Source organism: Mycetocola sp. Y442 (genome assembly GCF_056898615.1).
The window spans coordinates 508,002-532,748 of record NZ_JBXHBV010000002.1 but is presented as its reverse complement, the minus strand read 5'-3'; the positions used below and the strand labels follow the sequence as shown (position 1 = coordinate 532,748).

The 24,747-nt window shown below is 64.2% G+C and carries 24 protein-coding genes; 9 read left to right on the top strand and 15 right to left on the bottom strand.

The annotated features are described in order from the left end of the window. Positions 1–8: 8 nt before the first annotated feature. Positions 9–872 carry a sugar phosphate isomerase/epimerase family protein gene (locus tag AC1X6S_RS09110; protein ID WP_483405431.1) on the bottom strand — a complete coding sequence of 288 codons (864 nt, stop codon included), beginning with the start codon at positions 870–872 and terminating at the stop codon, positions 9–11. Between the two features lie 184 nt (positions 873–1,056). On the opposite strand from AC1X6S_RS09110, the gene AC1X6S_RS09105 reads away from it, so the two are divergent. From AC1X6S_RS09105 to AC1X6S_RS09090, 4 genes are all read left to right on the top strand, one after another. After that, entirely contained in the window at positions 1,057–2,505 is a 1,449-nt protein-coding gene (locus AC1X6S_RS09105) for an MFS transporter (protein ID WP_483405430.1), read from the top strand. A 1-nt stretch (position 2,506) separates the two neighbouring features. After that, positions 2,507–3,418, top strand: coding sequence for a transketolase (locus AC1X6S_RS09100; RefSeq protein ID WP_483405429.1), 912 nt, complete (start codon positions 2,507–2,509; stop codon positions 3,416–3,418). Then, complete coding sequence (locus AC1X6S_RS09095; RefSeq protein ID WP_483405428.1) at positions 3,415–4,410, top strand: transketolase family protein; 996 nt, start codon at positions 3,415–3,417, stop codon at positions 4,408–4,410. The genes AC1X6S_RS09100 and AC1X6S_RS09095 overlap by 4 nt, the downstream gene beginning before the upstream one ends. A gap of 117 nt (positions 4,411–4,527) precedes the next feature. Continuing rightward, the gene (locus tag AC1X6S_RS09090; RefSeq protein WP_483405427.1) at positions 4,528–5,184 is read left to right on the top strand and encodes a GntR family transcriptional regulator; all 657 of its coding nucleotides are present in this window, start codon (positions 4,528–4,530) and stop codon (positions 5,182–5,184) included. A 50-nt stretch (positions 5,185–5,234) separates the two neighbouring features. Here AC1X6S_RS09090 and AC1X6S_RS09085 read toward each other — a convergent pair whose 3' ends face one another. The 3 genes from AC1X6S_RS09085 to AC1X6S_RS09075 are packed head-to-tail and all read right to left on the bottom strand — an operon-like array spanning position 5,235 to position 6,683. Then, positions 5,235–6,254 carry an NAD-dependent epimerase/dehydratase family protein gene (locus tag AC1X6S_RS09085; RefSeq protein WP_483405426.1) on the bottom strand — a complete coding sequence of 340 codons (1,020 nt, stop codon included), beginning with the start codon at positions 6,252–6,254 and terminating at the stop codon, positions 5,235–5,237. Next, the gene (locus AC1X6S_RS09080) at positions 6,255–6,467 is read right to left on the bottom strand and encodes a YozE family protein (RefSeq protein WP_108390270.1); all 213 of its coding nucleotides are present in this window, start codon (positions 6,465–6,467) and stop codon (positions 6,255–6,257) included. A gap of 3 nt (positions 6,468–6,470) precedes the next feature. Further along, on the bottom strand, positions 6,471–6,683 hold the full coding sequence (locus AC1X6S_RS09075) for a hypothetical protein (RefSeq protein WP_483405425.1): 213 nt from the start codon (positions 6,681–6,683) through the stop codon (positions 6,471–6,473). A gap of 200 nt (positions 6,684–6,883) precedes the next feature. Between AC1X6S_RS09075 and AC1X6S_RS09070 the strand changes: the two genes are divergently transcribed. From AC1X6S_RS09070 to AC1X6S_RS09060, 3 genes are all read left to right on the top strand, one after another. Continuing rightward, on the top strand, positions 6,884–7,618 hold the full coding sequence (locus AC1X6S_RS09070; protein WP_483405424.1) for a GAF and ANTAR domain-containing protein: 735 nt from the start codon (positions 6,884–6,886) through the stop codon (positions 7,616–7,618). After that, positions 7,615–8,328: a GAF and ANTAR domain-containing protein gene (locus AC1X6S_RS09065; RefSeq protein WP_483405423.1), complete on the top strand. Its 714-nt coding sequence runs from the start codon at positions 7,615–7,617 to the stop codon at positions 8,326–8,328. Before AC1X6S_RS09070 ends, AC1X6S_RS09065 begins: the two co-directional genes overlap by 4 nt. Before the next feature lie 148 nt (positions 8,329–8,476). Then, the gene (locus AC1X6S_RS09060) at positions 8,477–8,845 is read left to right on the top strand and encodes a hypothetical protein (protein WP_483405422.1); all 369 of its coding nucleotides are present in this window, start codon (positions 8,477–8,479) and stop codon (positions 8,843–8,845) included. 194 nt (positions 8,846–9,039) lie between these two features. Here the strand turns inward: AC1X6S_RS09060 and AC1X6S_RS09055 are convergent, their stop codons facing one another. Then, positions 9,040–9,630: an acyl-CoA thioesterase gene (locus AC1X6S_RS09055; RefSeq protein ID WP_483405421.1), complete on the bottom strand. Its 591-nt coding sequence runs from the start codon at positions 9,628–9,630 to the stop codon at positions 9,040–9,042. A 112-nt stretch (positions 9,631–9,742) separates the two neighbouring features. Next, on the bottom strand, positions 9,743–9,886 hold the full coding sequence (locus tag AC1X6S_RS09050; RefSeq protein ID WP_483405420.1) for a hypothetical protein: 144 nt from the start codon (positions 9,884–9,886) through the stop codon (positions 9,743–9,745). A gap of 327 nt (positions 9,887–10,213) precedes the next feature. Between AC1X6S_RS09050 and AC1X6S_RS09045 the strand changes: the two genes are divergently transcribed. Continuing rightward, positions 10,214–10,723, top strand: a complete 510-nt coding sequence (locus AC1X6S_RS09045) for a VanZ family protein (RefSeq protein WP_483405419.1) — start codon at positions 10,214–10,216, stop codon at positions 10,721–10,723. Between the two features lie 63 nt (positions 10,724–10,786). Continuing rightward, positions 10,787–11,461, top strand: a complete 675-nt coding sequence (locus tag AC1X6S_RS09040) for a nucleoside/nucleotide kinase family protein (RefSeq protein WP_483405418.1) — start codon at positions 10,787–10,789, stop codon at positions 11,459–11,461. 84 nt (positions 11,462–11,545) lie between these two features. Here AC1X6S_RS09040 and AC1X6S_RS09035 read toward each other — a convergent pair whose 3' ends face one another. From AC1X6S_RS09035 to AC1X6S_RS08995, 9 genes are all read right to left on the bottom strand, one after another. Beyond that, positions 11,546–14,353, bottom strand: a complete 2,808-nt coding sequence (locus AC1X6S_RS09035; protein WP_483405417.1) for an amidase — start codon at positions 14,351–14,353, stop codon at positions 11,546–11,548. 470 nt (positions 14,354–14,823) lie between these two features. Continuing rightward, positions 14,824–15,927: a glycosyltransferase family 4 protein gene (locus AC1X6S_RS09030; protein WP_483405890.1), complete on the bottom strand. Its 1,104-nt coding sequence runs from the start codon at positions 15,925–15,927 to the stop codon at positions 14,824–14,826. A gap of 172 nt (positions 15,928–16,099) precedes the next feature. Beyond that, positions 16,100–17,503, bottom strand: a complete 1,404-nt coding sequence (locus AC1X6S_RS09025; protein ID WP_483405416.1) for an O-antigen ligase family protein — start codon at positions 17,501–17,503, stop codon at positions 16,100–16,102. A gap of 780 nt (positions 17,504–18,283) precedes the next feature. Further along, positions 18,284–18,763, bottom strand: a complete 480-nt coding sequence (locus tag AC1X6S_RS09020; RefSeq protein ID WP_483405415.1) for an acyltransferase — start codon at positions 18,761–18,763, stop codon at positions 18,284–18,286. A gap of 113 nt (positions 18,764–18,876) precedes the next feature. Then, the gene (locus AC1X6S_RS09015; protein ID WP_483405414.1) at positions 18,877–19,470 is read right to left on the bottom strand and encodes an arsenate reductase/protein-tyrosine-phosphatase family protein; all 594 of its coding nucleotides are present in this window, start codon (positions 19,468–19,470) and stop codon (positions 18,877–18,879) included. A 313-nt stretch (positions 19,471–19,783) separates the two neighbouring features. Continuing rightward, positions 19,784–20,836, bottom strand: coding sequence for an acyltransferase family protein (locus tag AC1X6S_RS09010; protein WP_483405413.1), 1,053 nt, complete (start codon positions 20,834–20,836; stop codon positions 19,784–19,786). A gap of 13 nt (positions 20,837–20,849) precedes the next feature. Continuing rightward, entirely contained in the window at positions 20,850–22,172 is a 1,323-nt protein-coding gene (locus tag AC1X6S_RS09005; RefSeq protein ID WP_483405412.1) for a UDP-glucose dehydrogenase family protein, read from the bottom strand. 118 nt (positions 22,173–22,290) lie between these two features. Further along, a complete protein-coding gene (locus AC1X6S_RS09000) occupies positions 22,291–22,839 on the bottom strand; it encodes a sortase (protein ID WP_483405411.1) in 549 nt (182 codons plus the stop codon). A gap of 66 nt (positions 22,840–22,905) precedes the next feature. Then, positions 22,906–24,717: a DUF4012 domain-containing protein gene (locus AC1X6S_RS08995; RefSeq protein ID WP_483405410.1), complete on the bottom strand. Its 1,812-nt coding sequence runs from the start codon at positions 24,715–24,717 to the stop codon at positions 22,906–22,908. Positions 24,718–24,747: the final 30 nt, after the last annotated feature.

Below are 24,747 nucleotides of genomic sequence, written 5' to 3'. Positions count from 1 at the left end.
TTGGGCAGTCAGGAAAGTAGAGAGTGAAGGGCTGGATCGGCGCCAGCGAGAAGGGGCGAGATAACGGATGCCGCCGCGACGGCCGCCGCCGGCCGCTCGGCATCCGTCACGTCCCCGGTCTCTAACTCGAGTGAGAAGTGGCCGCGATAACCCGACTCGGCGAGCGCCCGCAGCCCACCCGCGAAGTCCGCGACACCGTTGCCGATGCTGAGACGGATGTTGCCCGGCACGGCGTCACGCAGGTGGACGTGCCTGATGGCCGGCCCGAAACGGTCGACGAAGTCGATCGGCGAGCCGCCGGATGCCGTGATGTGGCTGAAATCCATGACGATGCCCACGTCGGTACCCGCGAGCCGGTCGGTGAGCTGGGCCGCGCGGTCGATGTTCCAGCACAGGCGGAAGTAGTGGAGCGACTCGGTCCAGAGCTCAACCCCGACGGCACTGGCCCGCTCCGATGCGGCGATCAACTCGGCGGCGACCGCGTCGAGGTCCTCGTCGAGGCTGCGGAGAGGTTCGTGGTCGAGCGCACCGCACGGCAGCACGAGCGCCCGGGCACCGATGGCCCGGGTCAGCGTGAGCAACATCTCGAGGTGCTCCAGCCGAGTCGACCGCTCATCGGCTGAGAGCACCCGGTTCAGATCGCCGATGTCGCCGTTGACCGAACGCACGCGCAGCCCTGACGCGAGGACCGTCTCGGCGACCGCGCCGACGGCATCCGCATCGAGAACAAAGGGGACGTGGTCGCAGACGCCGGGCAACGCGCCGAGGTCGATCTCCTCGAAACCTGCCGCACGAATGGTGCTGAGGGCGTCGGCCAGGTGCTGGTGCCGGAAGCTGATCGTCGAGCAGCCGAGGCGAGGGTGAAACGTCATTGTGATCCTCTGAGTGTCTGCGGTGCGTGACAACCGCGGTAAATCGAGACTACGGATTTCACTGTCAACAGTCAACGGCTAGCAGTTTTATGTTGCCTGTTGACAAGCTCGATCAAGAAGCTCAGACTGTCCTGAACGTGATGCTGTCGGTGGTCGACAGTCACAGCGATTGAAAGGTATTTCAATGAGCAACGACGCTCTGACAATGCGCGGACCAGTCTCGGGAACGAAAGATGCCCGAAAAGTGGCCATCGGCTCCGGGGTGGGCGCAGTCATCGAGACCTACGACTTCATCGGCTTCGGCACGGCGGCTGCCCTCTACTTCGGCACCGCCTTCTTCCCCGGCGGGGACCCGGTCACCGGCACCCTCGCGGCGTTCGCCACGCTGGGTGTCGGCTTCGCGGCCCGCCCGATCGGCGGCATCATCGGCGGTCACCTCGGCGACAAGCTGGGCCGCAAGCCGGTGCTTGTGGCATCCCTCATCCTGATGGGCCTCGCGACGTTCGCGATCGGGCTCCTGCCGACCTACCAGACGGCGGGCATCATCGCCCCGATCCTGCTGGTGCTCGTGCGCATCATCCAGGGCCTCGCGTTCGGTGCCGAGTGGGGCGGCGCGATCCTGATGAGCTACGAGCACGCGCCGTGGAAGCAGAAGGGCAAGTACACGAGCATCGTCCAGGCCGGTTTCCCGGTCGGACTCCTGCTCGCCAACCTCGTCTTCCTCGCCAGCGGATCGCTCGGTGGCGACTGGGCCTGGCGGGTCCCGTTCCTCGCGAGCATTGTGCTGGTCGCCGTCGGACTCATCATTAGGGCGAAGGTCCCCGAGTCCCCCGTCTTCGAAGACGTCAAGGAACACGGCCAGATCGTCAAGAACCCGATCATCGAGGTCATCAAGACCGACTGGCGCAACATCGTCCGCGGCATCGGCCTGCGGATCGCCGAGACCGCGGGCTACGCGGTGTCGATCACGTACATGATCTCCTACCTGCACACCACAGAGCTCGCAGACAAGTCGGAGACTCTCATCGGCCTCGTCGTGGCATCCGGAATCGGCATCTTCGCCACCATGGCCTGGGGCAGGCTCACCGACCGCGTCGGCCGCCGGCCGGTCTACATCTGGTCGTGCCTGTTCGCCCTGCTCTACGGCATCCCGATGTTCCTGATGGTCAACACCGGCCTCTTCCCGCTCATCATCGCCACGATGGTGATCTCGTACGCGATCTGCCAGAACTCGCTCGCCGGCGCACAGGGCGCCTGGTTCCCCGAGCTGTTCAACGCGAACACGCGGTCGTCGGGCGCATCGCTCGCCTACCAGATCTCGGCCATGGTCGCGGGCTTCACCCCGTTCGTCACCACCCTCCTTTTCATCGGGATGGGCTGGGTCGGACCGGCACTGCTGTTCAGCTTCTACGCGGCGATCGGCCTCTGGGCCGCACTCGCCACCCGGGAGACCTGGGGCAAGCGCGAACGCCGACTGGCCGACGAGGCCACGACCGCCGACGTCGCGCACCGGGCAGTGTCCACCGAGGGGTCGAGCGCCGCACGGCACTCGCACGCCGCTCGCCGGGCGGATTCGTCGGAGAAAACGGATGCCACACGCGTCACCCCCACCAGCCACGAAGGAGTGTCCTGACATGAGCCAGCTCACACACGAGCAGCCATCGGCCGCCACCACCTCGCTCGAGGATCGCGTCGACCGGGTCGCCACAGCCGCATACCGGATGCGCCACTACGCACTGAACATGGGAGAGGTGCAGGGCCAGGGGTACGTCGGCCAGGCGCTCGGCTCCGCCGACATCATGGCCGCGGTCTACGCCGACCAGTTGCGGTTCCGGCCGGACGAGCCCGAGTGGGAGGGAAGGGACCGGTTCCTGCTGTCGACCGGGCACTACGCCATCGGCCACTACGCGGCGCTGGCCGAAGCGGGCATCATCCCGGTCGAGGAGCTCGAGACCTACGGGTCCGACGACTCGCGACTGCCGATGTCGGGCATGGCCACTTACACGCCAGGGATGGAGATCTCGGGCGGGTCACTCGGCCACGGACTCGGCGTCGCCGTCGGCATCGCGCTCGGCCTCCGCTTCCAGGGTTCCGACGCCCGGGTGTTCAACTTCCTCTCCGACGGTGAGGTCGATGAGGGCTCCACCTGGGAAGCCGCGATGGCCGCGTCCCACCACCAGCTCGGCAACCTCACCGCCATGGTCGACGTCAACGCGCTTCAGGCCGACGGCAAGACCGACACCGTACTCCGCACGGAACCGCTCACCGAGAAGTGGGAAGCGTTCGGCTGGTTCACGCAGCGGGTGGACGGCAATAACCCTGAGCAGCTCGTCCGGGCGTTCTCGAACGCGAGCGAGCAGGCATCCGCCACCGGTCGCCCGTCGATGATCCTCTGCGACACGCTCGTCGGCCGTGGAGTGCCGCTGCTCGAGAACCGGGAGAAGGCGCACTTCATGCGCATCGACGAGAGCGAGTGGCAGATCTGCCGCGACCAGCTGACAGCGGGCTTCGAAGCCGCAGCACACGAAGGGACGGCTCGCTCATGAGCACGACAACCTCAACGCCGAAACTCAAGACCTCGGCGATGATCGCTTCGTTCGCCGACCCCGGCCAGAAGACAGCACCGACCCCGTTCGGGCACGCGCTGGTGAAGGCGGCCGAGGAGAACGACAGGATCGTCGGCCTCACCGCCGACCTCGGCAAGTACACCGACATGCACATCTTCGCCCAGGCGTTCCCGGAGCGGTTCTTCCAGATGGGCATGGCCGAGCAGTTGCTGTTCGGCGCCGCCGCGGGGTTCGCCGAGACCGGACTCGTGCCGTTCGCCTCCACCTACTCGGTGTTCGCCGCGAGGCGGGCGTACGACTTCCTCTGCCTCGACATCGCCGAGCCGAACCTCAATGTCAACGTGGTCGGCGGTTTGCCCGGCCTCACCACCGGCTACGGGCCGAGCCACCAGGCCACCGAGGACATGGCGATCTTCCGCGGCATGCCGAATCTCACCATCGTCGACCCGTGCGACTCGGTCGACATCGAGCAGGCGGTGCCGCAGCTCGCGGCGAGTGACGGCCCCACCTACCTGCGCCTGTTGCGCGGCAAGGTGCCGACGGTGCTCGACGAGTACGACTACACGTTCGAACTCGGCAAGGCCAAGGAACTGCGTGGCGGCACCGACGTCGTCTTCATCTCCAGCGGGCTGATGACGATGCGTGCGCTTCAGGCGGCGGATGCTCTCGCGAAACACAAAGTGGACGTTGCGGTCGTGCACACCCCGACGATCAAGCCGTTCGACAGCGAGACGGTGCTCAGGGCGATCAACACCAACCGCCTGGCCGTGACGCTCGAGAACCACTCGGTGATTGGCGGGCTGTTCGAGACCGTCGCGAGCGCAACGGTGCGGGCGGGACTCGGCAAGCGGGTGGTGCCGATCGGGCTTCCCGACGAGTTCCTCGCCGCTGGCGCGCTGCCCACACTGCACGACCGTTACGGACTGTCGGTCGACAAAATCGTCGCAACAGTCCTCTCCGAACTCGATTGAATGCGGCCAAAGGGGGACGTGTGGCGCTCGAACGGTTTTACACCGCTTGAGCGCCACACGCTTTGCTAGCATCAATGTCAACTTCTTAATGTCGACAACTGACCAAAGGAACACCTCATGGTGGCACCGGCATCCCTCCTCGGGCTTGAGCGCACGAGCCTCAGGCAGCAGGCGCTCGATGCCCTGCGGCGCGCCATCTCCACCGGCGAACTGCCACCCGGAACACACCTGGTCGAGACCGAACTGTCTGAGACGCTGAAGATCAGCCGGGGCACACTGCGCGAGGCCCTGCGCGAACTGCAGCAGGAAGGCCTCGTCTCCGCCGGCGCCAGGGGGCGGCTCAGCGTGCGCAGCCTGAGCGACAAGGAGATCCGCGACGTCTTCGCCGTGCGTGCGGTGCTTGAGTCCCTCGCGGCCAGAACCCTGAGCGGACTGCCCGATCGCTCCGCCGTCATTGCCGAACTCCGCGACGCCATCGAGGGCATGGCGCGAGCGGCCAAAGACGGCCTCGAAGACCGGATCGAGTCCGACCTCAACTTCCACCGCACACTGTGCCGACTCACCGACAACGAGACGCTGATGCGGTCGTGGCAGGCGCTCGAGGGCACCGTCCGGATGTCGATCATGTTCGCCGGGGCCGACCGCGCGATCTCGAACATGCAGGTCGACCGGCACAGCGACATCGTCGACGCCATCGAGACCGGCGACGCCGCGACGGCGCGCACCACAATCATCGAGCACATGGATGAGGCCGCCGCCAACCTCGTCGGTTAGCAGCGGCCAGGTCACATCCGGCGCGGGCCCACATCCAGCGCAGGCCGGGTTTACACGCCGCGCAGCTGCGGTGATGCCTCCACCCGTGAGTGTTCGGCAACACCCTCGAGGATCTCGGCGAGCGCCTCCGTCGACGACACGGTGGGCTGCCAGTCCAGCTCGCGCCGTGCCCGCTCGGTCGACATCACGGGCACGAGAGCGCCCAGGTCGATCCAGCCCGGGTCAGAGTTTTGCAGCCGCAACTTCCAGGTCAGCGAGGCAACAGCCCGGGCGACACGCAGCCGGATCCGCACCCACTTGGCGTCGAGAACGGATGCGACGACCTCACCGTTGATCACCGGCTCGGCAGCCAGGTTGAAGGCGCCGGCCGCCCGGCGGTCGATGGCACGCCAGAACGCGTCGGCGACGTCGCTCGAGTGCACGATCTGCGCAACGAATTGCGGCGGCAGCGGCACGAACGGCACAGGCACGAACTTGAGCCAGCCGAGCGGAACCACTTTGCCGACGAACAGGCCGGCGATCTCGGTGGCCGCGTCACGGCTGAACACGAATCCCGGTCGCAGCCGCGTCACCACGATGGCCGGGTTCTCTTCCTCGAACCGGTCGAGCGCGCGCTCGTTGATCGCCTTGTGGCGCGAGTAGTGCGACGACGGCACTCCCCCGGTCGGCCAGCTCTCATCCACGCGACGCGTCTTGGGGCCGGGGCTGTACGCGGCAACAGACGACGGGTACGCAACCTGCCCGACCCGTGCCGCGGCGGCGGCCGCGAGCACGTTCTTCGTGCCGGTCACGTTCGTGCGCCAGAGCAGCTCTTCGTCGTGATTCGGCTGGAGCGCCCAGGCCAGGTGGATCACGGCATCCGCACCGGCAAAGATCCCGGCAAGCTGTGCAGGCGCCGTCGACTCACCGATATCGAGCTGGTGCCAGTAGACCCCGCTGTAGGGGGCGACGGATGCCGTCGGCGAGCGCCGTGCGACCCCGACGATCTCGGTGACGGACGGTTCTTCACGCAAACGGGTCAGAACGGCGCTGCCGATATTGCCCGTAGCCCCTACAACGACGACGCGCATCTACCCGGGGAGCCCTTCGAACTCGTCCCAGGCGCGTTCGAACGCCTGACGTGTTTCGGCCACCGTGTTGTCGGCGCTGAAATACCCGTCGAAGATGGCCTTGTCACCGTGCTTGGGAAAGAGCCCGTCGTTCTGTACGCTGCGGGCGAGTTCGCCGACCACGTCATCGCGGTCGCTCTGCTTGGCAAGCCAGCCGGAGAAGGTGTACGTCATGACTCAGCTCTCGATCCGCTTGTCACCGGTCTGGATGCCAGCCGCAGGATCTGCGCCAGCGTCAGGGTCGGCATCCGTGTCGGCGTCGTCGGAGTGGTGTTCCGGGTCTTCTTCGGGCTCGAAGCTCGATGGTTCGCCGGTGTATCCAGCTGCGAGGCCGGTCTTGTGGTCCGGGATTGTCGAGTCAGGCCCCAGGTCACCAGTGTTGTCAGACATGGTTGTCTCCTCTCGGTTGGTTTCCCAACCCTACGGTGCGGCGCGGTCTCTCGAAAGGGCTTGACGGCGCGGCAGGATCGTCGCCGCTGAAAGACGCTGACGGATGCCGCTGCCCTCGGAGTGCGCACTACTCAACCGACCGGAAGACGGGTAACGTGGTTCGACTATGAGAATTCGATCGGACGCCCCCGCCACATGGCGTGAGTACCCCAGCGGCGGTGTTTGTCATGCGTGACGTCTTCGCCCTTGCGATGGAATCGCTCACCCGCGACAACGGCCACAACGCCGACCTGGCGCAGCCGTTTGTCGACAGCCTGCCCGTCGAGAGCGCTGCGGTCTCCACGCTCGGCTCGTTGCTCGGCACCGAGACCGTCTCGGCGACCAGCCACCACGCCGCGAGGCTCGACGAACTGCAGTTCGATCTCGGCGAAGGTCCGTGCTGGGATGCACTCTCATCGGCACGCCCGGTGCTGGAGCCCGACGTGCGCAATAACCCTGTGAGGTCCTGGCCGGCGTTTTCAGAGGCACTCCGCCGGGAAGATGTCGGGGCGATTTTCGCCTTTCCGATGCTCGTCGGATCGCTGCGCCTCGGAGCGATCGACCTTTACCGCGCCTCACCGGGAGCACTCAGCGCCGCCGATGCGCGTCGATCGGTGGCCCTTGCCGCCGTGGTGAGCCGCCTCGTCCTCCGCCAGGCCCTGGACAAGTTCGACCAGCCAGACACGCAGGAGCCGCACAACCCCTTCTTTCGGCGCACTCTCCACCAGGCCACTGGAATGGTGCTCGCCCAACTCAACCTCTCTCCCGATGACGCCCGACTGGTTATCCAGGCTCACGCCTTCGCCGCGGGACGCCCGGTCCAGGAGGTTGCCGAAGACATCCTCGCCCGCACGCTGGACCTTTCCACATCAACACAGCCCGGGGAGACCTCATGACTAAGACACTACGCGGGGACGAGTTCGTTGAAGCTTTCGCGAGCCTCGCAGACACACTCGTCAGCGACTACGACGCCATCGGGCTGATGCAAACGCTCGTGGAGAGCTGCCAGACCTCCTTCGACGTCACGGCCGCAGGCATCCTGCTCGGGGATACCGCCGAGAACCTTGAACTCGTTGCATCAACGAGTGAAGCGACGAGCATCGTTGAACTGATGCAGCTCTCGGCCAACGCAGGCCCGTGCATTGACGCGTTCAGGACGGGCGAAGTGATGTCGCTCACCAAGATCAGCGAGGGACCGGAGAAGTGGCGGCGGTTCATCGACAGCGCCGCCGAACAGGGCTTCAAGGGCGTCGTCGCCCTGCCGATGCGCCTCCGGGAGAACCGTATCGGCGCGCTCAACCTGCTGCGTAGCGACGAGGGCGCCCTCGACGAACGAGAAGTTCGCGCCGCGCAGGCGCTGGCGGATGTCGCGACCATCGGCATCCTTCACGAACGGATGCTGAGCGAGAGCGACGCGGTGAGGTCACAGTTGCAGGCCGCGTTGAATTCTCGTGTGCTGATCGAGCAGGCGAAGGGCGTGCTGGCTTTCCTTAACGACTCGTCAACCGACGAGGCCTTCCTGAAGCTGAGGTCCTATGCGAGAAGCAAGGGCATGCTTCTTTCGTCGGTCGCTCAGCAGGTTGTGGACCGCACTCTCGTCATCTGACCTCCCGCAGAGTTCCTATTTCCGGCTGGCTCTTCCGTTATGCCGGTTTGCAGCGTACGGTGAGCGAGAGCGCACCCGATGCGTTGATTGTCCCCCGGACCCCGGGATGATGCCCACACCGATGGGCTGATCTGGGAGGACATCGACCATGAAAAGAATTCACTACGCGGGCGCAACGTTCGTCACCGGTGATGCCATCGCTCGCGCGCTCATCGCTTACGCTCATGCCCTCGTCGAGACGAACATGTCCGACGTGGTCGAGGTACCCATCTCCCGCCGCGACGGCTCAGCCGGGCGGGTCGAACTCCTGTTGGTGCCCAGCGCCGGGATGCTCTTTGAGAGCGAACCGACCCTCGTTCGCGATGTCGTGAGCGACTCTGTGGTCGGCGATCTTCGCCGCCGCGTCGCCCTGCTCGCTTCACACTCGGCGGTCGTTTCACGGCCCCCGGTGACAACCTGGGAGGTTCGCGCCGTCGGCGAATCGCCACTGTACTCGGACGTTCATACGTTCGCCTAAGCGGCGCGCTCGGATACCGACGGGGGCCCTGCTCACAGGGAGTCGGCGTCCGAGCCGCCAGTGCTGGTGCGGGGGTGCCAGCACACAGGGTCGCCGCGCTTGCCCACTGCCCGGGCAAGTACGGCGGCCCTCACCTCATCCACCGGATGCCGCGACGCACGACACAGCGCTGGTCGCGCCGGGTGCGTTGGGGATCAGCGCCGGTGCACGGGACGGTCGCTGTTGTCCCAGATGCTGGGTGCGGGGCTTTTCACGGATGGCAATGCCACATCGGAGGCCCAGGAGTGAATCCAGCCCTCGATTTCGGAGTCGTTCTGGGGGTCACCGGCGAGCTGGCGGATCTCCTCCACCGAGACATGGCCGCCGGCACGCTTGAGGAAGCGACCCTTCATGTGGAGGCGGGCGTAGATCTCGCCCTCATAGACGAAGCGCTGTTCCACGTAGACCGCGCGCTCGTCGAAGCCGATGAACCGTGTCTCGACGTCGAACTTCTTCCACGGCAGGAGTGACTTCCGGTAGCTGATGGTGAGGCTCTGCACCACCGGGTACCAGCCCAGCCGTTGCATTTCAGCCCACAGGCCGCTGCGGACGAGCATGTCGAACCGGCCGAGGTCGGCGATCGAGAGGTAGCGCCCATTGTTGAGGTGGCCGAGGATGTCGATGTCCGTCGGGAGCACCCGATACGAGGTGGAGAACACGTCGTAGGGGTGGAGGCCGTCGGTGTCGCGCCGGTGCGCGCGCTTCGACAGCCAGAAGTGCAGGATGGTGCGCCAGAGAAGATTCACCCAGCCAGACTAGACAGTTCCCGCACGGTTCACGGCAAGGGCTGTCGATCCTCCACAAAAGGAGCGGCCCCCGGCGCCTGAGCGCTGGGGGCCGCAACGGCTACGACGAGTCCTACTCGATGACGTCGGCGTCGCGTGAGTCGACCTCGCGCTCGTCGACCTCGGGCTCTTCCTCGCCGACATAGTCGACGTCGGTCGGGTTCATCACGGTCGGCTCGGGGTTCGGCTCGAAGCTCATTGGTTCGGTGTTCGACATGGTGTGTCCTTTCGAGTCGGGCAGCGTCGTCGCTGGTCTGCCCACCATACGCGTCGGCCTCGTCGTCGAAGCAGGGGTTGCGCCGCGGCCAGCCGGTGCGCCAACATTCCCCCGGCGAGTTCTCTCCGACAGCCATTCTCGATGAGCGGGCGGCTCGATTTACCAAAAAGGGGGCCCACTCGGAGTCAGATACCCGAGTAGCGAGCCAATTTTGGCAAACGGTCGGTCACTGCCCGCGGGCGCCCCGCCCTCTATACGCGCTCAGGTGGCGGGGTTACACTTTCGAGCACGGTCATTGCCGATCTCCCCGACTCGACAGGAGATCAAATGCGCACCCCACCCCGACTTCGCAGCCTCGCTCTCGCGGCATCCGCTCTCTACGCCACAGCGTTGGCGCTCATTGCGTTCTGGCCGACGCCCGTCGACCGGCCGGTCGAGAAGCCGATTCATCGGGCGGTCGACTGGTCGCAGTCGCACGGTGCCGAGGTGGTGACCTACCCCTTCATCGAGTCGATGGGGAACGTCGCATTGTTCGTGCCCGTCGGTTTTCTGCTGGTCCTGGTTCTCGGGGCGAAGCGCTGGTGGCTCACGCTCGTGATCGGGGCCGCTCTTTCCTGTGTGATCGAACTCGGCCAGCACCTGTTCCTGAGCGCGCGGTTCGCCATGCTGAACGACGTGCTCGCCAACACAGCGGGCACGGTTGTGGGCGCCGCCCTCGGGGCGCTGCTGCTGCTCGGCATCCACCGGGTCACCGCGAGACGGCAGCGCACCGCCGGAACCGGCATCCCGCTCCCCCGTGAGTCGCGGCCAACGGATGCCGGAGCATCCGTTCATTAGATCCTCGCTCGACTCCGCAGCACCCCAGCGACGCGAACCACATCGACACATAGAGTGGATGCCGTGGGCCCCGTGATGACAGCAGGCGATGAGCTTGCCCGACGCGCGATCGCGCTGATGCAGCAGGACCAGCGTGTGATCCTCGGGATCACGGGCAGCCCGGGCGCGGGCAAGACCACCATCGCACGCGAGCTCGTGGCCCGGATCAATGGGCTGCTCGACCCGGGCGGCGAGCACGAGCCTGTTGCCGTATACCTGCCGATGGACGGGTACCACCTGGCGAACTCGACGCTCGATCGTCTTGGCCTCCGCGACAGGAAGGGCGCCATCGACACGTTCGACGGCTGGGGGTTCGTCGCCCTGCTGCGCAGGCTTCTCGACGAGACCGACCACACCGTGTACGCGCCGAGCTTCGACAGGAATGTCGACGAGGGCATCGCCGGTGAGATCGCGATTCCTCCGTCGGCTCGCATCGTGGTCGCCGAGGGCAACTACCTGTTGATCGATCAGGCGCCCTGGGCAGACATTCGCGGCCTTCTTGCCGAAGCGTGGTTCTGCGAGACACCCGAACAGGAACGACTGCGGCGGCTGATCGACCGGCACGAACGCCATGGTCGCTCCCCCGAGGCTGCAGAAGCCTGGGCGAGGACGGTCGACGGGTCGAACGCTGCGTTGATCGAGCCGTCCCGGTCCAGAGCTGACGTGACGATCTCGGGCGCATCAAGCGCCAGCGGCTAATCCGCCAACGCAGGCCAAACAAACGGAAGACGGGGCGGGTCGCAACGAACCCGTCCCGTCTCGCCGTCTTCTGCGAGCTGCGACCTATTCGGTAGCAGTCCGACGTCGCCGCCGGACGAACGTCAGTGACGCTCCCCCGAGCATCAGCGCACCGGCGAGCGCGAGCCAGGGACTCAACTCACCACCGGTCTCCGAGAGGGAACCCCGCGGTTTCGCGCTGACGTTCCCTGACGGGCTGTCCGCAACTGGCGCCGCGGACTCTACCGGCGCGGGAACAGCAGGAGTACCCGGGTCGGCCGGGGTTCCGGGCTCAACCGGAGTACCCGGGTCGACCGGGGTGCCGGGCTCAACGGGGGCGCCGGGGAGGGTCGGTTCACCCGGCAGGGCCGGCGCACTCGGGTCGACGGCCAGCGCCGGAGCGAGGGTCGAAAGCACCTGAGCCTTCGTCTGCTGCTCGAGCGCAAAGCCCATGCCGAGCACTGACGCATCGCTCCACGACGGGCCGACCAACTGCATCGACATCGAGTACCCGTGCGGGTTCACGCCGACCGGAACGACGACCGTGGGCAGGCCGACCGTTGAGGTCAGCACTCCCGTTGCACGGTCCGAGCTCAGCTGAGAGCTCGACGCGTCGTTGTTGAACATGTCGCTGATGAATCCGGGGTAAACCACCGCGTCGACGCCAGCCGCCGCCATCCACGCATCAATCGTCACCTTGTAGTTGGTGCGGTAGGCGATGTACTCGTCAATGTTCTGCTGCGTCATTCGCGGGGCCGTCGACGGGGTGGCGCGCTGGTTGTACGGCAGCACCTTGGGTGAGGCGAGCAGCGCGTTTCCGTCGGCGTACGGGAATCCGGTCTGCTCGTCGATGTAACGGGCCCACCCTTCCTGCGATACATTCTGCGCCGGGTTACGACCACCGCTGGGTGCAGCGGTCATCTCGACCACGGTCGCGCCAGCCGCACGAAGATCGGCGAGGTGCGCGAGAGCGGCTTCGCCGGTGCCGTCGTCGGCGAATGTGGAGACGAACGATGACGGCAGGTACCCGATCCGCTTGCCCTGCAGTGACGACGCGTCCAGCGAGGTCTTCCAGTCGGCCGGCTTGTGGGCATCGGCCTCGGCCGTGAGCATGTCGAGCGGGTCGGTGCCGGTCGTCGCGTTGAGGAGCACCGCGAGGTCACTGACCGTGCGAGCGATGGGGCCTGCGTAGTCCTGGCCCCAGGTCAGCGGCATGACACCCCGGGTGGATGCCATTCCGTCGGTTCCGCGGAACGTCGTGAGGCTCGCACCGGTGGTCGGTGCATACAGCGACACTCCGGTCTGCGTGCCCATCGCACCGGCTGCCATGCTCGTGGCGACCGCGACGGCTGATCCACCACTCGAGCCATACGAGGTCTTCGAGCCATGGAGCCCGTTCCAGACCTGGCCCCAACCAGACTCGCTGTTGCTGCCCGAGTTAGCGAACTCCGACAGATTAGTCTTGCCGATGAGCACAGCCCCGGCGGCGCGCAACTTCTCTACCTGGAAGGCGTCGCTGTCGGGCTGCCAGCCCTCGAGCGCACGAGTTCCGCCGGTAGTCGGTTGGTCTTTGGTGTCGAAGAGGTCTTTCAGTGCGATCGGCACGCCCAGCAGGTCGCCCGTCGCCCCGGCGGCGCGAGCGGCGTCAGCTGCCTTCGCCTGGTCGAGGGCGTCGGATGCCACGTGAAGGTAGGCATTGAATCCGAACTGTCCGCCGTCGTAGACGTTGATCCGGTCGAGGTACGCCTGAACAATGGCGGCCGAGGTCGTCCGCCCGGCGGTCATGTCAGCCTGCATCTCGACGATCGTCTTGTTGACGACGTCATAGCGGGAGGTGGTGACCGGGTCAACGGCGTCCGGAGAGGCCGGAATGGTCAGCCGGGTCGTTGGCGCGCACGCGGTGGCGTCGAAGCCCGAGAGTGTGCTGAGGTCCCAGTTGCTCACGGTGCACAGCTCGTCGATCGTGAGTCCGGCGAAGTTGGGCGTGACGGCGAGCGTGTTGAGCAGGGTTGCGGCCTGAGCCTGGGATGCCGCGGCATCGGGTCCGGCAGCACCAACGTGGGCGAAGCGGGCCAACGACCGGGTCTCACCGGGCTTCACGGTGACGGTGTTGATGAAACCGTAGAAGTTCGCCTCGTTTCCGGTCGTCGCCATCGGGTTGACGAACGGGCTGCGCTGCTGGTTTCCGGTCTTCGACATCGCGCCGGCGAAGGGAGCCGGGCTGCCGAGCACGACACCGACCGGCCGCTGGGTGGCCTGGGTGGTGGCGACGAGGGCCCACGCATCCGCCGGGGTGATTGCGGTGTCACCATCGGAAGTGGCGCGGACGAGACCCTGGTTGGTGGTGGTTCCGTATCCGAGCGAACCACCGAACGAGACGTCGACCGTGACGGCGGCATCCGTTGTGTTGGTGAACGTGTCGAAGAAGCGGGCGGTGCCGTCGGTGCTGCCGATCGCGATGTCGCGCGTGATCTCGATGCCGCCGAGTTCGACCGCCTGCGTAGTGGCGTACTCCGTCGCGTCGGGCGTCGCGGTGAGACCGAAGCCTCGCATCATCTCTCCGTTGAAGCGCGGGTCTTCGGCGCCGGTGACCTGCACGAAGATATTGCCGAAGCCGTCGGCGCGCGACTGGCTGACCGTGCGGATGCTTCCGGTGTCGAGGCCGGGAGGTGCGGCGTCGTGGATCTGCCAGACCGCTCCGTTGGCGGCCGTCGTGCTGGTGACAGCGGTGGCGCTCGACACTGGGAGGAGAACGCCGGCGACGAGCGCGCCAGCGGCAACGGCGGCGGCGGCTCGACGAAGAGCGGGGCCTGAGCGAGATGGTCGCGCGCTGTGGGCACGAGGGGGCTGAGTGGAACGAGGGTCGACTGACATGCGTCCTGTTTCTGCGAAGGAATGTGTCTCCGGAGGTGGGCACTCCCGAAACCTATTGCCCCCGTGTGTCGGTAACGTTTCCGGCGAACCTCTGTATGGTTTCGATGTTCTGTTCCACCCCGACGCTCTCCATTGACGAATTTCGGCACGCTGCGGGTGGTGGGGAACTCTCGGGTTGGAGGCATGTGTCGGTTGTCGCCTGCAGACTCAGCCTGAGCGCCCGCTTGATCGGGCGAATGACCCCGACGCGATCCGCGGGTACTGTGTGAACAGGCTTGCGGTCGCGGCAATGAGGTGGTTCGCAGCCCGACTCTGACGACCGAGGCCGGTGTGTCGCGGCTGAAACCTTCACCCGCCGACGCGGGCGTTCACCACGAACGCAGGGCTGTCGTGGGCGCCGGACCTGTCTTCTCGAACGGGAGCGAGTGGAAGAGTCTCTACAACGCTTCGGTTACCGGTCCCGGCGTTGGTCAGAGTCGGGCCTTGCTGATATCCCCCATCAAGTCACGGTATTGCTGAGCAACAGCATCGATGGAGTATTCGTCAGCGAGATGTGGGAGGGGTAGTTGGTGAGCGCGAGCAATTGCGTCGGCTATCTCTCTCGCATTTCTAGAATCAACGATGGTGAGCTGAGAGCGGATGTTCTCTGGCCATAGAGGGCCGTCTGGGGCAATTACCGGGAGCCTCGCGGCGAGAGATTCGAGGACCGAGAGAGGCAGGCCCTCGCGTCCCAAGTTTCGAGGCGTAAACAGGAACACGTCTGCGGCGTGCAGCGCATCACGCACTCCGTCCCGGTCTAGTTCGCCCACGAACTGAACGCGATCCGCGACTCCGGCTTTCTCCGCATGGCGTCGCAGAGCAGATTCGGCATCACCCACCCCTACGACCAACAGGCTCGCGTCGGTAAGTGCCACCGCGTCGATAGCGATGTCAATGCCCTTCTGGGCGGCGAGGCGAGCAACGGCGACGGCGAGAATTCCGGCCCCGGTGTATCCGAAACGCGAGCGTGCGGCGGACTGCTGGTCGCCCATCGGTGCGAGCCGTTTCACGTTGATGCCGTTAGCGATCTGGTGCAGCTGATTGCGCCTGAATGAGCCTTCATAGAGCCGACCGCGCAGCGTCTCTGTGACGGCCGGGCCGATGGGAACCACTGCGTCTGCGCGTCGATATGTACCCTTGTCGAGGACGGTCCAGTACGCGAATCGCAGCGCCTTGAGCGGCCACAGGCGCGGCCGCGATTTCAGCACGGTCACGAACTCTTTGCTTGCCGTTCCGTGCGCCTGGAACACGTACATCGGACCTCGGCGCAGCCAAATCATTGCGGTGGCCCCGGCGCTCACCGATAGAACGGCGTCGAACTCGGTTACGGGCATTCGCGCTGTGGAGCGCCACCATCGCAGGGAGTAGCGTCCGGGCCGAGTCCCGGCGACGGTTCGCACGCGCACGCCCTCGTGGCTGAATGATGAGTCTTCCCCTGGCACAGTTGTAGTGAGGACCGTGACATCGTCTGTTCGAGCCATGGAGACGGCGAGATCCCACGCGGCTCGCTCCATCCCGCCCGACGTGGGATGCATAGGGATGGCGCGAGTCGCTACAAGAACCTTCATGCGGTGAAGGCTACCGGGCCGCCGGGACTCACCACAAAACGACACCATCGGGGTGCGCGTCAGGCGTTGCAATGCAATACAAGAGTGGACCCCTTATCAGGCGCAGTACATGGTGCCGGTAGGGGCAGCTTTCTGCGCCTCACGTTCGTGAACGTGGATCTAGATGGCTCGGCGTGGGTGGATGAAGTTGTCGCAACGGTTCTTTAGCCGGTACCGGGGTCGGAATCTCTTCTTGAGTTCCGGCGGCTGCAGCCAGATAGAACCCTAACGCCAGCGCAACGAACGACGCCGACCGGAACTCTCCGTAGAAGGTCGTGTTATCGCCCATCCCGTGAATGAATACCCACGCGAGTGCAAGCAGAGCGCATGTGAGGGTCTGACGAGTTCGCAGGGTTCCCTCGTTGAATATTCGTGTCAGGAACGACATTCCCACGACCATAATGAAAGCGATAATGGCGCCAGCGGCGAGTATCCCTGCGTTTGCCCACGCAGCAATGACCATGTTGTGCGGGGGGAGGTTGCTGTATCCCACCACGGCGCCGATGTTTGCGCTCCATCCGTCGAAGCCCAGACCAAGCCAAGGGTCCCGTGAGAACAAAAACGCGGCGGCCTCCCAAAGAACACCGCGGGAACCGAGCGACACCGCGGAATTATCTGCGTATTGCGGCGCGACTGTCTCGATGAGGGCGGGGAGGGCCACCGCAACAGGGCCCATCACGAGCGCGACGGATAAGAGAAGAAGTCGGGACTTTCCCCGAGCGAGGCGCGGAATCAGGAAAGCCGCCACGGGAAGTACCATCGCAAGTGCAACGCCCGTCTTGGAGCCTGTGGCCCATACTGCGGCCCAAACAATAAGGGCAAACAGGTAGTACCAACGCGACGCGCTCGCCCGAATGGCCGCCAACAGCAGGAAGAACGTGACACCCAAGAACATCGAGGCAACGTTCCCATTGACGAAAAGCCCTCCGGCCTTCGCCGGGTCAAGAACGTTATTGGCGAAGCCGGTGAAGAGCCCGGCGGCGGAAGGCCCGACGAGAACATCCGCGAACCCTGACGTCAAGAATCGCATTTCCAGCGCGGGGCTGAGCTTGAAAGCGATCACGAGAGCAGCCTGCAGGAGAACCCACGGCACCGCCCACCGAAAGCATTTCAGCAGAGCGCTGGTGCCTTCTTCGGCGACAGAAAGCGCGTAGACGGCCAGGAGAGCGAAGCACAGTAGGCGGAAGACCACCAACGTACTTGTCTGCGAGAACGGCTCTTCTGACCAGAGCTGCGCGATTACGTAGATCCCCGCCAGCACAAACACCGGATACAAGAATTTCTTCTGACGCAGCCGAACCCTGCTGTCAGCGCACGCCGTTCCAAACATGAGAACGATCCAGGCATCGGCCAGGGAAATCGGGATACCAGGGAAGAAAAACTGCGGCACCGCAAGGAACGAAGCAACCGAGAGTCGTTGCAGGGGGGTCATCTGAACGCACACGATAATTGCAAGAAAGACGAAAACGATGCCGACTGCGACGATGAGCAAGTTGTCCGGCATCAGTTAGGATTCCGGAGAAGTGGGAGTAGGTTCCAAGCCAGTAGGACGACCCCAGCCAAGTACAGCAGGCTGGTGAAAATACCTAGCGAGTTGTCTATCGTAAGCCCGCCACCCTCGTCGAACGCTTGGCCTCCCCAGACGTAGAGGCCAATTCCTGCGAGGCAACCGATAGTGCAATACCGACGGCTCTTGCGCCCTGTTCGCTCGCCCATGCCCCCATGCTAGTGGCTGCGGCCCATACAGGCGCGTTCCCGCCATATGGGGACACGCCCTGTTCGGCGTGGATGACAACGCCACTATCCGAGCAGTAGGAGGTGCCGGTACTGGACATGAGGCACGCTCGGAGGGCTGGCTACCGCTTCGGCCGTCACGTTCGTCGCTAGTGACAGGGTTCACCCGAACGGGTGCGGGCTACTACCAGCTGGCGCAAGCCCGCGCGGGGCTCCTAGTTCTTTGGCTGGTGCGATAGTGGGTCGGGTTGCCGCAGGAACATTCCTCGGCGTCCCCGAACCCCTAATCGTGTAGCAGCACCGCGCAGATTGCGTACATCGGCGGCTGGCCCACCATCGCGCGCTTCTTGTTCACCCATCGCGCAAACTCGATGCCACTCTCCCCGTGGCCGCAGTCCGCGCAACCGCCGCCACCAGAGGCAGCGTTAGCCGCGGGCGCTGTGACCAAAGTCGAAGGCATCACGCGACCCTACTTGTATGCGCCACTATCCAACAAATCTGCTTCCACTCGGGGCAGGCGTCTGGAAAGACCGTTATGCGGGTACGAACTTCACACCGGAGGGACCAGGGAGCGTATCAGGCGGGCGGGTATGCCGCCGTGCAGCTCGTTTGCTGGAACATCCCGATTGACTACCGCCCCGGCTGCTACTACCGCTCCGGGGCCGATGGTCACGCCGGGGAGGATAGTCGCACCAGAGCCGATCCATGCGCCGTCACCGATCGTGATGGGTTCAAGCACCGATGCACCGGCGCGAACGGCTGGGTCGCTCATATCGTGGGAACTGGTAATTAGGCGCACACCAATGGCGACACCAACGTTCGCACCGATGGTGACGTGAGCGCGGTTGTCTACGACGGTCTTGTAATTGATCGTGGAGCGTCGCCCAATTGTGAGCTTGTTCGTTCGGATTATTACGCCGGGGCTGACTTTGCCTCGCAGGTCGGCTTTCACCCCAGCCGCCTTGAGCAGTAGTGTGCGGACGCGAAAGTGCGTCAAATGTGACGCTCCGAGTGAATTGAGCAGTGCCATACGAATCCCCATGCGGGCCAGCATACCGGTGCCAAGAACGCCACTATCCAACACACATAGCCTCGCCCTGAAGACCATGTTTGGACGGGCCGCCGGGTGATCACTATCTACTATCACGTCACTCGGCGGAAGAACCTCACCACGCCATCGACAGCGGGGACCAGCTCAGCTGCCGAGCGTTCGTACACCTCGGTGGGCCGTCTATACGGGTCAACGACGTCATCGTCGTCCGGCATAGCCGGGCGGTCGACCATCCCGCGCATCGAGGCGACGACCGCTACCGCCGCGGACAATCGCCCTGCAACGTCCGACGCGGGCAGAGCAGCCACATCAGCCAGATCCTCATCGGTGATCTCGGCGGCGATCCGGGCGAATTCACGGATGGTGAATGTGCGGCGCGCTGCTCTCGGCTCGAACTCGACGACCGCGCGACGGTGCTCACGCGCCATCGCGAAGACCAGGTGCGCGTCGCCGACCAGGGACGCATCGAGTTCGCGGGCGACGTGCCCTCCCGTGTCAGTCACTCCCAGCTGGGCTGCAAGGGCCGCGGCCTGTGTGTCCATCGGGTGCCCGACGAGGCCAACGGTTCCCGCACTCGACACGCGTATCTCGGGATGCGCGGCGAGACCGGCGCGCAGAAGCTGCTCCGCCATCGGCGACCGGCAGATGTTGCCCGAGCACACGGTCAGGATGGAAAAGTCGCCCACGGTCACTCCACTACCCGCCGTGCTGGTTTCCGGCGCTACGCCCAGCTTTCCACACTCCGCCACCTCGGTTGGGGAAGGCGGTCTACGGGGCGTCGACGCCCTCGACACAGGCAACAGTCACGACGGTCCGGCCCGCAAGTTAGCACACGCAGGAAACCACTAAGAAAATAACGTGAGCACCCCTCAATAAATGGTGTACGCTATCCACATCGGGTTTTCCCGACCTCTGAGTAGAAAATCCCCCCAGGACTGACTGCAAAGAGCAAGAGAGGGTTCCAGGTCTAACCTGGAACCCTCTCTTGGCGTCTGGCCGTCAGCGCGCGGCAGATGCCGCGGGAACCAACGACTTGAACCGAAGCGCCGGCCTCTCGACGAGAACACAACTCAGCAGCGCAAGAGGAATCGTGAGCCCCAAGCTCAGGGCGACAAACCATCCGATATGAAGGCCCGTGCCGAAAGTGACGAGGGCGATGATCTGTTGAACCGGCCAGCCATAGATGTACATGCCATAGGAAATATCAAAACGACTTCCCACCCGATGCAGAGGCAGTAGAGCGCCCAACCGAATCAACAGGATGGCGACGGGCAGCGCCACCAGGACCGCCGCTTGCCCCACAAGAACCACCGCAACGACACCCAGCACGTAGGCCACCATTGTTGGCCAGGAAGCATCAATCCGCGTTCGGAGTAGATAGGTCAGGCTACCCGCAAAGAAGGCGATGAACAGTGGAGCTACCGGCTCGAGTGTGGGATCGAGTTGGAGCCCACCGGCCGTGATGAGAACGCCAATAACTGTTGCCCCCAGGAACAAAACCGTTACGGCCGCGAGCAGCGCGCGGCGGCCGATGACGCTGACCGCGACGCCAATGATCACGTAACAACAGGCTTCCCAGAACAGTGTCCACAGCGGACCGTTCCAGACGCCGGTGACCGGTAGCCCCTGCAAGGTCCTCTCAACACCCACGTTCGCGACGAACTGGGCACCCAACGGCAGGTTCGTGACCACATAGCTCAGGGCACTTCCCACGGAATAAGAGGTGTCCGCGCCCAGTAAGACCGATGCGGGGGCGAAAAGGAATGCGACGGCGAGGATGCACACCAGAAATGCCGGCCCGATCCGGAGAAGGCGATTTCGATAGTAAGCCGCGGCCGAATCGCTCGAGAGCCGACTGCGCGTGATCAGGAAGCCCGAGAGCGCGAAGAACCCGATTACCGCCCAGCTGCCCAGTGCAATACCACCGAGTTCCGGCTGCGGGCCGGACCCGCTGAGCAGCCACGAGTGTGAGACGACCACAAGGGACGCCATCACCAGGCGCAGGGCGTTTAGCGAGTTCCGCCGGGGATCGAACGATTCGTCGAGCGTCATCGCGCGCTGAATGTTAGCGACGCCCAAGCCCGATGTAGCGCCAGCCCGCCGCCCGCCAGGCGGAGGCATCGAGACAGTTGCGCCCGTCGACCAGGATCGGCTGGTTGACGGCCGACTTTGTTTCCACCGGATCCAGCGCCCGGTACGTTTTCCACTCGGTCAGGACGACGACAATGTCAGCGCCGTCGAGAGCCTCAGCGGTCGACCCGAAGGTTAGTTGCGGGTGCTTGACGTGGGAGTTCGCGATCGCCTCGGGGTCTGTCGCGACGACGTAAGCGCCTAGACCGTGGAGTCGGACGGCCACATCGAGCGCTGGAGAGTCTCGGATGTCGTCGCTGTCGGGCTTGAATGCCAGACCGAGCACGGCGACCTTCTTTTGGTACGCGCTCCCTCCAAGAGCGTCGACCACGAGTTCAACTACGCGGTCCCGGCGTCGGAGGTTGATAGCGTCGACCTCTTTAAGGAAGGCAACGGACTCCCCCCGGCCGAGCTCCTCGGCACGAGCGGTGAACGCCCGGATGTCCTTGGGCAGGCATCCCCCACCAAAACCGACGCCGGCGTTGAGGAATTTGCGTCCAATCCGGACGTCATACCCAATCGCGTCCGCGAGCTCAGTGACGTCGGCACCGGCGACCTCGGCGATTTCTGCCATCGCATTGATGAAGGAGATTTTCGTCGCGAGGAAGGCGTTCGCCGCCACCTTGACGAGTTCGGCCGTGGCGTAGTCGGTGACGACGAGCGGAGTTTCGTTTGCGATGGCCTGAGCGTAGACCTCGTTGAGGATGTCGACCGCGTTGCGGGGCCCGTCCGTCTCCTCAGGCCCGGAACCCTGCCGCACTCCGTACACCAAGCGGTCGGGCGCGATCGTATCTCTTACCGCGAAACCCTCGCGGAGGAACTCGGGGTTCCAGGCGAGCTGCGCTCCAGTGGGTTCGACGAGAGCAGCCAGGCGTTCGGCGGTTCCGACGGGAACCGTCGATTTACCCACGACGAGGTCGCCCGGCTTGAGATATGGCAGAAGGGCATCGATGGCGCCGTCCACGTAGGTGAGGTCAGCGCCCGAACCGTTCTTCTGCTGGGGTGTTCCTACCGCGACGAAGTGGGTCACGGCATCGGCAGCGTCAGACATGTCCGTACTGAATCGGAGCGACCCGGCCTGAACGCCCTCGACGAGCAATTCTGGCAACCCCGGTTCGAAGAAGGGAGCACGCCCCTGGCTGAGCGCCTCGATCTTGGGTTTGTCGACATCAATGCCAACGACGTCGTGCCCGAGCTGAGCCATAGAGGCCGCGTGAACGGCTCCGAGGTATCCGCAGCCGATAACCGATATCTTCATAGTGCTCCAGCCTAGAGGTTCGCTATTCGTGGCCAAGACGCGAAGAAGGCCCCAAGCCGGAGCTTGGGACCTTCTTCGGTGATTTTCTTAGAGCCTCGCAAATGTCGGGTTGCGAGTCCTAGTCCTGTGAGAGACGCTGACGACGAACGATCGTCATGACAGCAATGAGAGCTGCACCGAGAGCGAGGGCTCCGCCGGCAGTCCAGAGTGCGAGGACGGGTACCTCTGCACCAGTGTCGGGCAGTCCGTTGCCGTCGGTGTCCGATCCGCCGTTTGATCCGGCATCAGCAGCTGCAACAGTGAGCGTCGCGGTGCCGATGGTTCCGGAGGTCTGTCCGGTGGCGGTTACGTTGTAGGTACCCGAAGCGTCAGCCGGAAGGGAAGCAACAGCGCTGACCGATCCGTCTGCTGCTGCGGTCTTCACCGCGTTGTCCGTCGCCGCCTTGAATGCCGCGATGGTTACTGCGCCATTACCCTCAATGATGAAGGTGACGTTCTCGGCTCCGGCGAAAGCACCCGGGCCAAAGTTGATGGTGACGTTACCGCCGGCAACGACGTCTCCGACGACCGTTCCGTCCGCCTGCGGTCCGTAAGCGGTCGCAGCCGCCGGGACAGCAAAGATTGCCATGACTGCGAGCGCAAGCGCCGCAAGTGATTTCTTGAACATTTTTATAGACCCCCAGGACTATGGTTTGTCGATCCGACAAAATACGTGCCTCAAATGACACGACTCCTACCATAGGGGAGACTCACAGGTGAGCGCCAGCTTTTTTGTTTCGTGAAGATTAATTACGGGGGTCTGCCGAATAACGATGTCACCTGCGAACGGAGCATCTCCAAGGAAACCGAAATGAAGCGTGGCCTCGTCGCCGGGGGCGAGTTCCACTGCAACCTGGCTGACCTGGTACCCGAGGTCGGTGGCCGGGAGGTAAGGAACTGCCTGGCCATCCCGCACAACACCGAGGTTCTGTAACTCGGGGGTGCCGTACACGTTTACCAACGTTTTGATATTTCCAGGCGTCACACCGAAGCTCCCTCCGCCGGTGACATAATCCGGAAACGTCGACGCTGCGTCAAGAGGTGCGGTATTGCGTAACGTCACCACTATTCCGAAATTGGGGCGCCCGTCTTTTCTGCACGTGACTTGAGCCGCTGCTATGTGCACGTCGAGGTAGAAGTCCATCTTCGATGCAGTGGCGTCATTCAGGTAGACGCCGAAAGGTTGACCCTTTTGGGTCTTCTCCGGCAGCGTCCCAGCCAGGGTCGTTGATTGCAACTCCTGTTGTTCAAGCTCGACCGAGCTCCATACGCTGATCCGACGCTCGTCTCCCGATTTCGCGAGCGCGTCGATCAGCTTTGAAGAGTCAAGATTGCCGTTAGCCACTTTCTCAAAAACCGCCGATGCCGCAGCGGCGAAAAACACGTCCTGCTGAGCAGGGGCGTTGTAACGAACGTACACATCGCGCAGCAATAGGGAGACCGCGTTCTCGGCGGACAACACATCGCCAGTCGGCAGTTCGATGGGACCGGTTGCGTCAAGCAGGTAGCTCAATGCGACCGGATCAATCGAGAGCACGCCGCTGACTTCCGTACCAAATCGTTCTTTCCACATCTGGCGCGATATCTCAGCGGTCAAGGGGAATCTCGGCGTCAGGTTGACGTTTTGAATGTACTGTCCTGTGATGTCGTTGTAGAGGCTCCGGGTGTCCCTATCAAGCGAGAGCACTGGTTTCTCAAAGCGCGGGAAATCGCCGGAAGAAGCTTGCTGGACAAGAGCTATCCGGCCGTTGTCGGCACGCAGGAGGGCCATTGCACCCGAAATCCCACCGGTGGCGCGCAGCTCCGCCGGGTTCTGAACTAGCAACAAGAAGTCGCGCGGTTCCGACCCACCTAGCATGTCGGGAACGAGTGTAGTGGCAGTGCGAATTGCCCGCACAGGACCAGCGACAGCCGAGAGCTGATTACTGATTGCTTCATGCGCCTCGCGAATCGCTGGGACAGTCGCGGCGGTGTTGATCGCAGCTATAGATCGCTCCGCGCGCTCGAGGGCGTCCGCGGCGTGCTGTACCACCGGTCGCGCTTCGATGATGGGTTGCAGGTTAACTTGGCCATCCGCAGGTCTAAAAGCTGTCCCATCGACTGACTGGGCTAATTCAGCCAACGGTCCCACGGCATCGTCAGACAGCGCGTCGACTACGGCGACCAGCTCGCGGAACGCGGTGAGATTCGGGCCAACCAAGGGCACGAACTCCACCAGTCGCCAGCCTGCGTCGCTGGTCAATGTGGCCGCCTTCTGGACGTGCCCGTCGAGCGCCAATGCTGTTGATTTCGCCGCCTTTGGATCCTGAGCAAGGATCTGTTCCTTTAAGTCGATCGACAGGGGGACCGCGGAGTCCATCTCGCCTTTAGCAAGAAAGCCGCGGACGCCAACCCAAGTCGACAACGCAACCACGAAGAAAACGCCTGCAATCAACGCGGCACGCCAGAGTCTCGGCACACGCTTGACGCGGCGATGTCGGTGCCTGGGCGAGAGTGCGGCTGTCATGCCCTCATCCAACCAGCACGGACCGCTCAC